A 13,826-nucleotide genomic window follows, 5' to 3' on the forward strand; every position below is an offset into this window, starting at 1 on the left:
AATACCTCTTATGCAAAGTGATAAGCATATCTCCAAAAGTTTCGATCAAGATCTTGATGAAGCCATTCGTCTGTTTTTATACATGGGTGATAGTGCGGCCAACCAAGTTGCCAAAGCCGTCCATGCGCTTATTGACAAAGATGAGGTGCTCGCGCAAGAAGTCATCGATATGGATTTTGAAATCAATCGGATGGAAGTTGAGCTGGATGAACATATTTTATTATTGGTAGCCAAACGCCAGCCAGCTGCCAGCGATTTACGCTTGGTAATGTCCATCAGTAAAGGCGTGGTCGATTTAGAACGTATCGGTGATGAAGCGGTCAAAATTGCTCAGATGGCCAGTAAAATTGCGTTACAAAGCAAATCATCTTATGGCTACGCTGAGGTTCAACATCTCAGCAATCAAGTTCGTCTGATGCTACACAACGCGCTAGAAGCCTTTAGTCAGTCAAATGCTGAGCAGGCGTTTGAAGTCATGCGCAATGATGACGTAGTCAATGATGAGTACCAATCAGCCATTCGCGCTTTGATGACTTATATCATGGAAGACTCACGACATGTATCAAAAGTGATTAATGTTATGTGGGTGTTGCGCGCGCTTGAGCGAATTGGCGATCATGCCCAAAACTTGGCAGAGTTGGTCATCAATTACATTAGTGGTCAAGATGTACGTCACTCAGACTATACCAAGGTCGAAAAAGCCGTACAAGAAGCCAATGACCGTATGGCTGCGCGTCAAATAAGTACTACGTCCGTACCTGATTTTGAGTCATTGGATAAAGACACCAATCAATAATCATAAAAATCGACTCAAAAAAACGCGCTATAGTGAAATAGCGCGTTTTTTTGGCTTGTCTTTTATAAAGAAAACTAGAAAAGGCTATGACTAGCTCTCTGGTGTCCAGCCTTGTGCACGCTCATAGTCTTCATTGTCCAAAAACTTGTCACGCTGTTCTGTTAAGAATTTTTTGGCTTCAGGATCCATCATACTTAAGTGATTTTCGTTGATCAGCATGGTTTGATGCTCAAGCCATTCTTTCCACGCTTTATCGGATACCGTCTCTTGTAGCTCCTGACCTTTTTTGTTAGGGAAGGGCGGGTGCGGCATTTTTGGCAATTCTTGCTTATATTTACGGCAAAACACAGTATTGGCCTGTGGATTAAAAGTCTCAGTCATAAGGCATTCCTTATTTATTATAGTAAGTGGTGACATCGAATAGGCATATTTATCTATGATAACGGTCTTGACAGATTTAGCAAAGGGTATCTGGTGTATATAGCCAATTCACTTCAAAATGAGTTTACTGCTGCTGTTATATATTTTTCAAAGCCTTTGGAGTGCGAAGTACACAGCAAGCAAGGAAAATTTATAACAGCAGAACGCTATTATAAGTATGTCTCTTTTATTTTGAACTGATTATAGTTTGCAGGTGGTATGACAAATAAAAAACACCCGCTACTGAGACGGGTGTTTTTTATACAAAGATGAAGCAAACAGCTTAATCAAGATATTAAGCAAATGCTTTTAAGCGCGCACGTCCATTGATCACGGCTTGTTTGACTTGATTAGGTGCTGTACCGCCTAAATGGTCACGAGCGGCCAATGAGCCTTCTAACGTGAGGTAGTCAAACACATCATCACCAATGGCATCGCTGAACTGTTTTAACTGCGCCAAAGACAATTCACTCAAATCAACGCCCTCGGCAATACCTAAAGCAACGGCATTGCCGACCACTTCATGCGCATCACGGAATGCCACACCATTACGTACCAAGTAGTCTGCCAAATCTGTCGCTGTTGCATAGCCTTTCATAGTGGCGGCGCGCATAGCTTCAACGTTTGGCTTGATGTTCGGTAGCATATCAGCAAAGGCCAGCAATGAGCCAGTCAAAGTATCCACGCAATCAAAAAGTGGCTCTTTGTCTTCTTGGTTGTCTTTATTGTAGGCAAGTGGCTGGCTTTTCATCAGGCTAAGCAGGGTCATAAGTTGACCGAACACGCGTGCCGCTTTACCGCGTACCAATTCAGGCACATCAGGGTTTTTCTTTTGCGGCATGATAGAGGAGCCAGTGCAGAAGCGATCTGGTATCTGCACAAAATTGAACTGTGCTGACATCCACAAAATAATCTCTTCGCTCATGCGTGACATATGCATCATGAGAATAGAGGCGGCTGAGGTGAACTCAATGGCAAAATCACGATCTGATACCGCATCAAGCGAGTTTTGACAAATGCCTTCAAAGCCCAGTATCTCAGCGGTAATGGTGCGATCGATAGGAAACGTTGTGCCAGCAAGAGCTGCGCTACCAAGTGGCATCTGATTGATACGGCGGCGCGCATCGATCAGACGCTCGGTATCGCGGTACAACATCTCAAACCATGCCATAACGTGATGACCGAAGCTGACAGGCTGTGCGGTTTGTAAATGAGTAAAGCCTGGCATAATGGTCGTGGTGTGTTGTTCTGCCAGATCAAGCAGACCGCTTTGCAGGCGCACCAACAACGCGATGATGTTGTCTGTTTCTTCACGTAACCAAAGACGGATATCAGTGGCTACCTGATCGTTGCGGCTACGTCCCGTATGTAGCTTTTTACCAACTGAACCGACAATGTCAGTTAAACGCGATTCAACATTCATATGCACATCTTCAAGTGCGATGGACCAGTTAAACTCGCCCGCTTCGATTTCACGCAGTACTTGCTGAAGACCTTCGATGATGGTCGCTACTTCATCAGCCGTTAAGATCTCACACTCCTTTAGCATGGTCGCGTGAGCAATAGAGCCTTGAATATCGTGACGCGCAAAACGCTGATCGAAACCAACAGAGGCGGTAAAAGCTGCCACAAAACTGTCGGTCGCTTCGCTAAATCTGCCACCCCACATCTGCTGACCCTGACTGGTGGCAGGGATGTTTTGTGAAGCGTTATTTGTTATAGAAGCATCTGTGCTAGAATCAGAAACAGAGGCATTTATATTTGATTCGGGATTACTATGGTTTGAAGAATTGGCATTCATATGAGTACAAGACAAGTCAAGAGAATAAGAACTCAAGTATAGCAAAGGATGAGGTTGCCTTACTAGCGGAGCGCTTAGAGTTTTTTATTCCCAAGCTCATGGAGATCATGAGACCTTGGCAGTGGCTGCTGTACATCTTTTTTTGGTCGCTATTTCTTACTATCATTGAGCGCCACGGCTTAGCAACTTGGTCAGAATTTTTGATTAATTTTTTAGGCAGGTTTATTCAAAACACCCTAATCGTTATACCTTCACTATATCTGGTTGACTATCTGCGCCCTACCTTCAAAAATGCCAGCGTTTTGAGCGTAAGCATGCGTGTTGTAATGATAATGATGTTTGCTTCTACCGTAGCGATGACTTTAGTGATGTTAGTCATGGTAAATATGCGCTGGATTGAATATAATTACCAAGAGTTTGTGTTTAGCCTGCTATTTGATACTTTAATTACAGGTGGATTTACAGTGGTCTTTCTGCTGTATTTTTTGCGTAATCATCGTGAGCTTAATGCGCTTAAGTTATCGTTTGAATATAAATTGGCCACTCAAAATGATTTGATAAAAGCGCGCATTGCTCCGCACTTTTTCTTTAACACTTTAAATACGCTTGTGTCGCTTATCGAATCTAACCCACCAAAAGCTGCGTCCTTATTACAACACGTTTCCGCGCTATTTCGTGCCAGTTTTACAGGACCTCATGAGATCAGCTTTGAAGAAGAGATTGCGCTTTGTGAGCATTATCTGGCGATTGAATCTAGCCGGTTGTCAGATAAGCTTGAGGTAAGTTGGCAGTTACCTGACGAAGACATCATGTACGACATGGTCATTACGGCCTTAGCGTTACAAAGTGTGCTAGAAAAAATGCTGATCAATGTGGTTGAGATGACCACTGAGACCATCTATATTGATATTAAAGCGACATGGCAGCAGCATCGAGTTGTGATTACAGTTTGCGTTGAGCTGCCCAAAAAGACCCTTATTATTAATCATGATTTGCGTCAGCATATGGATTTTTATATTCAAGCTGAGCGTCTACGGGCCTATTTTGGTCATAGCGCCACTATCAATAGCGTGGTAACCAGCACCGATATCATCACTGTGATTGACTATCCTTTGCATGATGCCGGCTTATAATCTCTAATTTTTTACCGCTGACTCTCTCCTTTTTTGAATAGATAAGCATGGCATACTTATTGCATTAATGCCCGTACGATTAAAACATATCAGGACTGTCCGAAGATAGGAGTTTGCATGCGTATTGTAGTTTGTGATGATGAGCCACTAGCGCGCGAGCGTTTGGTCAGAATTGTACAAGAATCAGGTCATCAAGTGATTGCTCAGGCCAAAACAGGAATAGAAGCCATTATTGCTGTAAAAAGTCAGCAGCCTGACATTATATTGTTAGACATTCGGATGCCTGAGATGGACGGTGTACGCTGTGCTCAAGAGCTTGCCAAGCTTGAGCATCCACCAGCCATTATCTTTGTCACCGCTTACGATCATTATGCGATAGCAGCTTTAAAAGCCAACGCAATCGGATATCTATTAAAGCCTGCCAATAAAGATGAATTGTTAGAGGCTTTGGACAAAGCCAAGAACCTAAACGCGGCGCAATTAAATGAGATCCGTAAGCTTGCAGACCCAACTGCGCGCCCAGTGCGCGAGCACATTGCTGCGCGTACCCACCGCGGTGTTGAGTTGATTAAACTCAAAGATATTTATTATTTTACGGCAGATCAAAAATACGTCAAAGTACGTCATAAAGAAGGTATTTTGCTGATTGATGAGACGCTAAAAGAGCTGGAGCAAGAGTTTGGCGACAAGCTTTTTCGTGTCCATCGCAATGCGATTATCAATCTCAGTTTTTTGGATTTTTTAGAGACGCTGGATGCAGGACAGTACCAGATACGTTTTAAAGGCATTGATGATACATTGGCAGTCAGCCGTCGTCACTTGCCAGCGTTACGTGATAAAATTCAGAGCATGTAGCCTGACGTGTTATCATCGATAGAATCCTCCCATATCATCAAGCCCTTATTTATGCTTAAATAGGGGTATTTTTTTTGCGTCAGCATTTACTATCAATCATTGATATCGCCCATGTTCTATGGCGAGACTGCAGTATTTTTCAGTACGGATATTTGAGTACTGGTATTTGAATACTGACATTATAATATCGAACTTAATAGTATCGAACTTATCGAGGTCCTTTATGAGCAACTCGCAGCAACCTGCTTTAACTACCCTCACGATTGCCACGCGTCAAAGCCCGTTAGCGTTATGGCAAGCTGAGCATATTCGCGCCCGTTTACTTGAGCTGTATCCCAAATTGACGATTCAATTGCTAAAAATTGTCACTAAGGGTGACAAGATTTTGGACACACCTTTGGCCAAGATTGGTGGAAAAGGTTTGTTCGTTAAAGAGCTTGAACAAGCACTTTATGACAGACAGGCAGACATTGCGGTACATTCATTGAAAGATGTACCGATGCAACTGCCTGAAGGTTTGATGTTGGGTGTCTATTGTAAACGCGCTTCACCAACGGATGCTTTCGTTTCCAACACTTACGAGAGTATTGATGAGTTACCACAAGGCGCGGTCGTTGGAACGTCAAGTTTGCGCCGTCAGTGTCAAATCAAAGCGTATCGCCCAGATTTACAGATCAAGACCTTGCGCGGCAATGTTGGTACCCGTTTGGGTAAGCTGGATGCTGGCGAGTACGATGCCATCATTTTGGCAACCAGTGGCTTACAGCGTATCGAGCTGGACGCACGCATACGCTGCGAGCTTGAGATTGATACTTGCTTGCCAGCGGTTGGACAAGGTGCATTAGCAATCGAATGTCGTGATGGTGATAATGAAGTATTGAAACTGCTAGCACCGCTTAATGATGACAAAGCCCGTATTCGCCTTATCGCTGAGCGCGCCCTAAACCGTCATTTGGACGGTGGCTGTCAGGTGCCAATTGCCGCTTATGCTGTTTTACAAATGGCGAATGAAACCGATGCGAATAATGATGACAACGGCGAAAATGGCAATAATGATCTTGGTAATGTGCTGTGGCTACGAGGTCGAGTCGGTCAAGCGGATGGTAGTGAGCTGCTAAAAGCTGAAAAACGAGTAACGTTGGTTGGGACGCAAGACGCACAAGAAGTACAAGCCAATCAGCTTGGTATTGATGTCGCCAATATGTTGCTTGCGGATGGTGCGGGCGACATTTTATCAGCGATCTATCAGCCTGAATAATACGTCAGTAGTTTGGCTATAGGCTGTTATATATCAGTCTGTCATTGAGCCAATTTTATCAGCTTTTTGTCATGGTACTTCTATGTCATCGTCCACTTATTTTGAGTCTACAGGCAACAATCAACAGATAGACAAACCCTTATTGGGGTCACAAGTGGTTATCAATACGCGACCAGTAGAACGTGCTTCTCCATTGACACACTATCTACAAGCAGCCGGAATGACAGTGATTGACATGCCGATGTTGGCGTTACAATCGAGGCCGATAACGGACAATGACATCGCGATAATGCAGCAGTGGTTAGCAGGCAAGTACAAGGCGCTTGTTATTGTCAGTCCAACCGCTGCTGCTTCAGGGTTGGCGGTTTGGCAGTCACTGGCGCGTGAGCATAAAGTGCGATGCAGTACGGATAATCAGGCGGACGTAGCAGCATCTGATACGTTAAAAGCGCCAAGTCCTATTATTGCTGTTGGTGATGCAACCGCTGCTGCCCTAAGTCATGTCAGGCTAGAGACAGCAAGTTATCAAGTGCGCCAGCCTGAGATTGCCAATAACGAAGGCATGCTAGCAATGTCTGAGATTGACAGTTTGCAAGCAGGTGATAGGGTACTGATATGGCGCGGTCTTGGTGGACGACGATTATTGGTTGATACATTACAGGCACGCGGTGTTCATATTGATAGTATTGCTTGGTATGAGCGTATCATGCCAATTGAGGCAGCGACTCAGTATCAGGAGTGGTTACAAGATTTTCTAGCATATAATACAGAGCAGATTGTCATGCCAGCCAAGCAATCAAAGCCCATCGTTGTTGTCAGTAGCGGTACTGCTTTTGAGCATTGGACGCAGGTCGTCAATCAAGTATCAGAGAAATCTATAATGCCAAGTCTAGACAGTCTAAGCGCAGGCCTTATAGAGTATCAAATGGCCGTTACGTTGTCAGACTTCGCTTACGTAGTATTAGGTGAGCGCTTAACCAATATGGTGGCAGAGCAGCAGTTAAGCCATTGGCGTGTAGATGACTTAGCGCCACAAACCATTCTTGCGGCTATTACTTCAAAGACTTAGTATTTTTTATCTTCTACTTACTTGCTACTAATATGTTTAAACTTATCAATAACGGTACTGCCTTATGTCAATGAATTCTGAATCGTTAAAGAATCCTTCTACTGTTCAGCAGCGCCGACAAGCGACGATGTTTTTGTTGCGACTACAGTGGCTGGTTATTTTGTTACTCATTGCCGCTTTAATAGGATTATATATCAGCCAATATCGTTTCCAGCAAAACGTCAACGAGCGTTTGCAAAGCAACGAGCAAGTCGTTAGCCGTTTAAATGAGATGGACGATCGTCTATTTTCGATGAGTCAGCAAACGTTGCCAGAGCCGAGTACGGTCGCCAGTAGCCAAGCTCAAAACCAGCTGGATTTATTGCGTATCCAAACCAAAGCGGCTGATAGGCTGCTAGTAGACAACAATGACAGTGCAGCGATAGAGTTGTTGCGCGGCCTCCATTGGCAGCTCTCTCAAAGCAACAATGAGATTGCCCCAGCACTCACCGTTGTTATCAAGCAAAGCTTGATTAAAGACATTGAGCGCTTGCAGGCGAGAAGTACGCAGCCCAGTCCTTGGCAACTACAGAATTTATCCATTCAAAACATTCAGGACTTTTTACACAATCACGAACGCGCTACTACGTCTGACGCGCAGATGAATACCAGCGATAAAAATGTGATTCTAACGCGTCGGCAACTTGTGATTCACGAAGTTATTATGACTTTGAACTTGGCGATTCAGGCCAGCAATATGCGAGAAAGAGAGCCGATGATTGGTTATCTCCGTCAAGCTAAAAAACAGTTGCAGACCCTATTGCCAAGAGTATCTACACCGCAAACAGGTAGCACTGCTGACGAAAGACCCTCTCGTTCTGCGTCTGTCACTAAGACACAATCGTCGACTGAGAGCAGCTCACAAACCAATGCCGCGCCAACTGATATTTTAGAAGTCATACACTTACTAGATCAATTGGTTGCTGGTGCACCGAAGACAACGCCCTTGTTGACGACGCAGATTTTGGACAAGTCTCAACGCTAAGTGCTACTACTTTAAAAAGCGATTAATATAAAAAATAAGAGAAATAATTCATGGACAGTTTTAATCAAACTTTGAACGTAACGCCTGAAACTTTAGACAATCCTCATCCTGACGCTTTGGCTCATTATCCTATCATTCATCATCAACCCATACATTGGGGTGAAATGGATGCTTTTAATCATTTAAACAATGTGGTTTATTATCGTTATTCTGAGTCAGCGCGTATCGGCTATTTGCAAGCTTTAGGAATGTTTGATGGGAGTATGGTGACAGTATTGGCACAATCTAGCTGCCAATATTTGCGGCCTGTGACGTACCCTGACACGTTGTTATTGGGTGTGCGCTGCCAGCGTTTGGGCAATACCAGTATCGTCATGGAGTACAGTTATTATAGTATTGCTCAAAAAGCCATCGTCGCTACAGCTGAGGCAGTTGTAGTACGCTTAGATAGTGAAGGCAAAGACAAGCTACCTTGGACAAATGAAGAACGCGAACGGCTATTGGCACTAGAAGCAGAAGTTGGTCATACTCCAACATTTTAATTTGTTAATACCTTTCTCGCATCACTCTTTTGTTTCGGACTGATTGTAGCTCAAAATAAAAGGCACGCTAACATTAAAGTAGCGTGCCTTTTTTTGACTAATCTTTTATGTTAAAGGTTAAAACAACATCAAATGCTCAAGTAATATTACTCTTGATTCGGTGCTTGAACAAAATCTACTACGTTAAGATCAAAACCTGACAAGGCATAAAATTTCATCGGTGATGACAGTAAGCGCATATCACGAACACCAAGATGGCGTAATATCTGTGCGCCCACACCAATGCTACGATACGGCTGCTGAGTAATGGTCGACTGTGACTGATTGTTTGAGGCTTTATCTAATGCCTCTCCCAAGTCCACAGGTTCATGATTACCAACCCAAACAAAGACACCGCGATCTGCGGCGCTAATCTCTTGTAAGGCTGATTGCACACTCCAGCCACCACGACCTGTCGTGTCATTTTTAGCAGCAAACAAGTCGCGCAGTGGATGGAAGCCATGGACACGTACGGTACTGATGCCTTCGCTCACATCACCTTTTACTAAAGCCAAATGCGTTTCATCAGCACCAAACTCGCGGAAACGATGCAGGGTAAAGGTGCCATACTCAGTTTCAAAAGGACGCGTCTCAATCTCTTCTACGGTTTGCTCGTTAGCAATACGATAATTGATCAAATCTGCAATCGTACCAATTTTAAGATTGTGCTCTTTTGCAAAAATCTCAAGGTCATCACGGCGCGCCATCGTACCATCAGCGTTAATGATTTCTACGATGACTGCTGCTGGCTCAAGCCCTGCTAATCGTGCCAAATCGCAACCCGCTTCGGTATGACCTGCACGGTGTAGGACGCCACCATTTTGTGCCATGATTGGAAAAATATGCCCAGGCTGAACGATGTCCTCTGGCTTTGCTGAAGAAGAAACGGCTGCTTGAATGGTACGAGCGCGATCGGCGGCAGAGATACCAGTGGTCACACCTTCTGCGGCTTCAATAGACACAGTAAAGTTAGTACTGAATTTTGCCTCATTGCGATCTGACATCAGTGGCAATGCCAATTGTTGGCAACGTGCTTGTGACAAGGTCAAACAGACTAAGCCACGCGCATGAGTAATCATAAAATTAATATCTTCAGGTCGAACATGGGTCGCTGCCATGATGATATCACCTTCGTTTTCGCGATCTTCGTCATCCATTAAGATGACCATTTTACCAGCACGAATGTCTTCGATAATCTCAGGGATCGTATTTAAACTCATAGTAAATCTCAATATTTTATTATTTATAAATAAGTGTGATTCGTAATATAAAACGTTATCTGCCTATTGTAGCAGTAGATGATACAAAGCGCTGTTGTGGTTAAGCAAAACGTACTCTGATTAAAGCAAACAACGATAGTAAGGAGCTTTAGAATTTATTCACTCATTGCCTGCCTATATTATGATGATGACATTTTAACGCTTTTTACACCAACGTGCTGCCTCATCTCTGTACTACCCTGATTAGTCTCTCAAAAATAGGAATAAGTTTTATCAATGATCAGTACTGATTTTTTGCACAGTAACGTCTGAATAATGCCTCACATCATCGGTCATTGCTTGCGGCTTGGTTTTTTAGCCAATCCATAAATTGCTTACTGTGTTGCTCTCGTTGATTGTCTGCAAACTCATAAAAGCTGTTATTTAGTAAGGCATCAGGTAAGTAGCTTTGAGGATAGTAATGGTTGGGGTAATCGTGTGGATAATGATAGTTCTGACCGTACCCTTGATTGCGCATCAGTTTGGTTACGCCATTGCGTAGATGTAGTGGTACGGGTGATGCGTCTTTTTCTGCCAACGCCATCGCTGCATTAATGGCTTTATAAGTGCTATTACTTTTGGCACTGGTGGCAAGGTAGACCACTACTTGTCCCAAAATGATACGGGCTTCTGGCATACCGATTGACTGTACACTTCGCAAGGCAGCATCGGCAAGAAGTAGCGCGTTAGGATTGGCATTCCCGATGTCTTCACTGGCCAAAATAACCAAACGCCGCGCAATAAAATCAGCAGGCTCTCCGCCAACCAGCATTCGCGCCATCCAATACAGCGCTGCATCAGGATCTGAGCCACGTACGGATTTTATCATGGCAGAGACGATATCATAATGCTGCTCACCATCTTTGTCGTACCGAACCAAAGCCGTCTGTGCTACCCGACCGACCAGCTCATTGTCAATGATAAGGGATGATTGATTGGTGTCCGCTGTTTGAATGGCAAGCTCTAATACGTTCAGTGCTTTTCTTGCATCCCCGTGTGCCAATTGGCTGATAGTTTCCTGTGCTTGCAAGTCGATAGTCAATTTCTGGAGTACTTTATCTTCCAAAAGTGCCCGCTGTAGTACTGCACTGATTTGTTCGGGCGTCAATGGCTGCAAGCGATACACTTGACAGCGGGACAACAGCGCATTATTGACACTAAACGAAGGGTTTTCAGTTGTGGCACCGATTAATGTAATATCACCAGACTCTACCGCACCTAATAGTGCATCCTGTTGGGCTTTGTTAAAACGATGAATCTCATCAATGAACACCACAGGCGACTCAAAGCTAAGGGAATCTTTGCTATCTAATACTTCACGCAATTGCTTAACGCCAGTATTGAGAGCAGACAGGGCATGAAAAGGCCTGCCCACCGCATCAGCCAGTAGCATCGCGATGGTTGTTTTACCAATCCCAGCTTCGCCGTGCAAAATAATGGAAGGCAGATGACCTTGTTGTACCAAACGTCGTAATGGTGCTCCATCTGCTAATAAGTGCTCTTGACCGATAATAGCATCAAGCGTGGTAGGGCGCATACGCTGGGCAAGGGGAGTATCAGCATGGAAGTTAGTCGACATAAAGCTCTCTATTATAGTAATAAAAATGTAGGGTCATCAATTGATCAAAACAGCAGCGTTTCGTGGCTTGCTCATCAATGCATCAAAATAAGTGACTCATGAATACTAGGCATCATGAATATTAAACATCATGAGTCAATGTGGGCTAATTTAGACAGGTAAAAATAAAGTATGATTGTAAAAGTATTATTATAGTCATAGAAGCACTGTTATAAAGGTTAGGCTACCGTAGATTCACGTTAATGAAAGTCAACTAAATGTACAACTTATGTCCTAAACGCTTTAGTTTTTAGATTTTTATCCTCATTAATGGAGTATGACTAACTAATAAGTCAACGTTCTCAGGTGTGGTTTTCAAAGACAGTCTATAAAGCGTAGTCAATTACCCATAGCGGTTCGCCAAATATAAGGTATGACAGAAATGAGGTTTCAACCTGTTTTTAAATATTTGTCACAATGCTATTTACCTAGAGGGGCTAAACAGCAGTCACGCTTATTGACGTCTGGAGAAATAACGCTGGCACGTTCAGTGTTTGGTGACAGTATTCAGCTAGGTGAAGTTCAATTAAAAACAGCTTGGTGGGTATTAAAGAACTACGCAGTTAGCCCTAATGGCAATATTTATTTTCATCCAGCAGATTGGATTACAGATTTTAGCCACGCGCCCCTTGGCAAACAAGGTTGGCTAATACATGAGTTGACCCATGTGTGGCAGTTACAGCGAGGTCTAAAAGTAGTGCGCGGTGCAGTTATGAATCGACGTTATGATTATGTGCTCGAAACTGGCAAGTCGTTTTTTAAGTATGGCATCGAGCAACAAGCCCGCATGGTGCAAGACTATTTTATTCGTCGTCAGCGTGGACAAGACTGCCGAGATTTAGAAGCCTGCATTCCATTTTTGGGTGCGCAGTCCGTCGACAGAACCACACAAAACAAGTCAGTAATGAATGATGATAAAGTTAGCTTTTAACATTTGCATTGATAAGGATAAGTACTCTCATGTTTAAATTTTTGCCAGCAACGTTTGCGATTGATGCAAGCCAAGACGCTGAGATGGATGCAGCTTATAAGGACTGTATGCCTCAAACAAGCCATTCCTTATGGCGATCGCCAACCTTGCTGATAGCAACACTCACTGGTGTGTTATTTTTGACGGGTTGCCAGCAGCCATCAGACACGCAGCCAGTGACAGACAATACCCAGCCTGCTGAAAAAACCAGTGCTGAAGACAACAGGCCTATGACAAAAAGTGATTCAGCTGCTGCTCGTATTAAGCAGTTTGAACCTATATACGTTGCCCAAGTACAAGGACTACAGCGCCGTCTACAAGCGGAGTACGAGTCATTGCAGGCCGCTGATGCTTCAGATAGTGAAAACTCTTTACTAACAGGTGATCCTACTGCTGATGATAGCACTAATGATAACGCAACGAGCGATATCAATACAGAATCTGCCGTGGCATTGACTGCACCCGACGTTGCTACAGACAGCGAAAGTGAGTTGAACACTGAAGATGATATCAATACCAGTACGGAAGTGGGTGAGCGTGATTTAACGGTATTAAAGCGCATCAGTCTTGAGCCGCGCAAACCTACGATGTTGACAGAAGATCAAATCATTGACCGTTATCAACAAGTGATGGATGCACTTTACCAGCCTGTAACGACGCCACTTAGTGCAGAGGACGCAGATACGCTGATCAATATCGCAACTTTGGTGCCAGAGTTGTTTGAACATGCAGAGATTGCGGGGCGTGTTAGCGCAAAGAGTCCTGCATTAGCGAGACTGATTATTCAACATCAGGTTTGGGAACAGATACAAGATCAGCAAGTCGTCGATATGCAGCAGATGAAACTGAATCAACAAAAAGAGTTTGAAGCGCTTATGACCAAATTTAATGACACCATTCAAGATTACGATGAGCAAATTGCAAAATACGAACAGACCTTGAGAGAATTCCAGTAGTGATTGTGAGCAGGTGTGATTGTGCTATTTATCACTTACCAAAGCCTATATTGAACGAAGAACGTAAGGCTCAAAGTATTTAAATC

13 protein-coding genes are annotated in these 13,826 nt (G+C 43.7%); 9 read left to right on the forward strand and 4 right to left on the reverse strand.

Going from position 1 to position 13,826, the window contains the following annotated elements; all coding sequences use genetic code 11:
* Nucleotides 1–10 precede the first annotated feature (10 nt).
* Nucleotides 11–796: a phosphate signaling complex protein PhoU gene (gene phoU, locus ACT3TH_RS05145; protein ID WP_444754783.1), complete on the forward strand. Its 786-nt coding sequence runs from the start codon at nucleotides 11–13 to the stop codon at nucleotides 794–796.
* 90 nt (nucleotides 797–886) lie between these two features.
* On the opposite strand, the gene ACT3TH_RS05150 is transcribed toward phoU, so the two are convergent.
* Nucleotides 887–1,177: an oxidative damage protection protein gene (locus ACT3TH_RS05150; protein ID WP_062843543.1), complete on the reverse strand. Its 291-nt coding sequence runs from the start codon at nucleotides 1,175–1,177 to the stop codon at nucleotides 887–889.
* A 334-nt stretch (nucleotides 1,178–1,511) separates the two neighbouring features.
* On the reverse strand, nucleotides 1,512–2,885 hold the full coding sequence (argH, locus tag ACT3TH_RS05155; protein WP_444755113.1) for an argininosuccinate lyase: 1,374 nt from the start codon (nucleotides 2,883–2,885) through the stop codon (nucleotides 1,512–1,514).
* 239 nt (nucleotides 2,886–3,124) lie between these two features.
* Here argH and ACT3TH_RS05160 point away from each other — a divergent pair, with 239 nt between their 5' ends.
* The 6 genes from ACT3TH_RS05160 (at nucleotide 3,125) to ACT3TH_RS05185 (ending at nucleotide 8,898) form a co-directional block, all read left to right on the forward strand.
* Entirely contained in the window at nucleotides 3,125–4,150 is a 1,026-nt protein-coding gene (locus ACT3TH_RS05160; protein ID WP_444754784.1) for a histidine kinase, read from the forward strand.
* 117 nt (nucleotides 4,151–4,267) lie between these two features.
* Nucleotides 4,268–5,005 carry a LytR/AlgR family response regulator transcription factor gene (locus ACT3TH_RS05165; protein ID WP_444754785.1) on the forward strand — a complete coding sequence of 246 codons (738 nt, stop codon included), beginning with the start codon at nucleotides 4,268–4,270 and terminating at the stop codon, nucleotides 5,003–5,005.
* A 223-nt stretch (nucleotides 5,006–5,228) separates the two neighbouring features.
* On the forward strand, nucleotides 5,229–6,263 hold the full coding sequence (gene hemC / locus ACT3TH_RS05170) for a hydroxymethylbilane synthase (RefSeq protein WP_444754786.1): 1,035 nt from the start codon (nucleotides 5,229–5,231) through the stop codon (nucleotides 6,261–6,263).
* An 82-nt stretch (nucleotides 6,264–6,345) separates the two neighbouring features.
* The gene (locus ACT3TH_RS05175; protein WP_444754787.1) at nucleotides 6,346–7,332 is read left to right on the forward strand and encodes a uroporphyrinogen-III synthase; all 987 of its coding nucleotides are present in this window, start codon (nucleotides 6,346–6,348) and stop codon (nucleotides 7,330–7,332) included.
* A gap of 64 nt (nucleotides 7,333–7,396) precedes the next feature.
* Nucleotides 7,397–8,356, forward strand: coding sequence for a hypothetical protein (locus tag ACT3TH_RS05180; RefSeq protein WP_444754788.1), 960 nt, complete (start codon nucleotides 7,397–7,399; stop codon nucleotides 8,354–8,356).
* 50 nt (nucleotides 8,357–8,406) lie between these two features.
* Nucleotides 8,407–8,898, forward strand: a complete 492-nt coding sequence (locus ACT3TH_RS05185) for an acyl-CoA thioesterase (protein WP_444754789.1) — start codon at nucleotides 8,407–8,409, stop codon at nucleotides 8,896–8,898.
* Between the two features lie 146 nt (nucleotides 8,899–9,044).
* Here the strand turns inward: ACT3TH_RS05185 and ribBA are convergent, their stop codons facing one another.
* Together ribBA and ACT3TH_RS05195 are read right to left on the reverse strand one after the other, a co-directional pair.
* A complete protein-coding gene (gene ribBA / locus ACT3TH_RS05190; protein ID WP_444754790.1) occupies nucleotides 9,045–10,157 on the reverse strand; it encodes a bifunctional 3,4-dihydroxy-2-butanone-4-phosphate synthase/GTP cyclohydrolase II in 1,113 nt (370 codons plus the stop codon).
* 325 nt (nucleotides 10,158–10,482) lie between these two features.
* A complete protein-coding gene (locus ACT3TH_RS05195; RefSeq protein WP_444754791.1) occupies nucleotides 10,483–11,775 on the reverse strand; it encodes a replication-associated recombination protein A in 1,293 nt (430 codons plus the stop codon).
* A gap of 421 nt (nucleotides 11,776–12,196) precedes the next feature.
* Between ACT3TH_RS05195 and ACT3TH_RS05200 the strand changes: the two genes are divergently transcribed.
* Both ACT3TH_RS05200 and ACT3TH_RS05205 read left to right on the forward strand, forming a co-directional pair.
* Entirely contained in the window at nucleotides 12,197–12,745 is a 549-nt protein-coding gene (locus tag ACT3TH_RS05200; RefSeq protein ID WP_444754792.1) for a type IV secretion protein Rhs, read from the forward strand.
* A 29-nt stretch (nucleotides 12,746–12,774) separates the two neighbouring features.
* Nucleotides 12,775–13,740, forward strand: a complete 966-nt coding sequence (locus tag ACT3TH_RS05205) for a hypothetical protein (protein ID WP_444754793.1) — start codon at nucleotides 12,775–12,777, stop codon at nucleotides 13,738–13,740.
* Nucleotides 13,741–13,826 lie beyond the last annotated feature (86 nt).

The sequence above is a fragment of the Psychrobacter sp. AOP22-C1-C5 genome, assembly GCF_052378885.1.
Lineage (GTDB): Bacteria > Pseudomonadota > Gammaproteobacteria > Pseudomonadales > Moraxellaceae > Psychrobacter.

What these genes read in the sequence shown, in the direction of transcription:
- ACT3TH_RS05200 (WP_444754792.1), top strand. Translation starts at nt 12,197, where the DNA reads ATGAGGTTTCAACCTGTTTTTAAATATTTGTCACAATGCTATTTACCT.
- ACT3TH_RS05175 (WP_444754787.1), top strand. Translation starts at nt 6,346, where the DNA reads ATGTCATCGTCCACTTATTTTGAGTCTACAGGCAACAATCAACAGATA.
- ACT3TH_RS05195 (WP_444754791.1), bottom strand. Translation starts at nt 11,775, where the DNA reads ATGTCGACTAACTTCCATGCTGATACTCCCCTTGCCCAGCGTATGCGC.
- ribBA (WP_444754790.1), bottom strand. Translation starts at nt 10,157, where the DNA reads ATGAGTTTAAATACGATCCCTGAGATTATCGAAGACATTCGTGCTGGT.
- ACT3TH_RS05160 (WP_444754784.1), top strand. Translation starts at nt 3,125, where the DNA reads ATGAGACCTTGGCAGTGGCTGCTGTACATCTTTTTTTGGTCGCTATTT.
- ACT3TH_RS05185 (WP_444754789.1), top strand. Translation starts at nt 8,407, where the DNA reads ATGGACAGTTTTAATCAAACTTTGAACGTAACGCCTGAAACTTTAGAC.
- ACT3TH_RS05150 (WP_062843543.1), bottom strand. Translation starts at nt 1,177, where the DNA reads ATGACTGAGACTTTTAATCCACAGGCCAATACTGTGTTTTGCCGTAAA.
- hemC (WP_444754786.1), top strand. Translation starts at nt 5,229, where the DNA reads ATGAGCAACTCGCAGCAACCTGCTTTAACTACCCTCACGATTGCCACG.
- ACT3TH_RS05180 (WP_444754788.1), top strand. Translation starts at nt 7,397, where the DNA reads ATGTCAATGAATTCTGAATCGTTAAAGAATCCTTCTACTGTTCAGCAG.
- phoU (WP_444754783.1), top strand. Translation starts at nt 11, where the DNA reads ATGCAAAGTGATAAGCATATCTCCAAAAGTTTCGATCAAGATCTTGAT.
- argH (WP_444755113.1), bottom strand. Translation starts at nt 2,885, where the DNA reads ATGTGGGGTGGCAGATTTAGCGAAGCGACCGACAGTTTTGTGGCAGCT.
- ACT3TH_RS05165 (WP_444754785.1), top strand. Translation starts at nt 4,268, where the DNA reads ATGCGTATTGTAGTTTGTGATGATGAGCCACTAGCGCGCGAGCGTTTG.
- ACT3TH_RS05205 (WP_444754793.1), top strand. Translation starts at nt 12,775, where the DNA reads ATGTTTAAATTTTTGCCAGCAACGTTTGCGATTGATGCAAGCCAAGAC.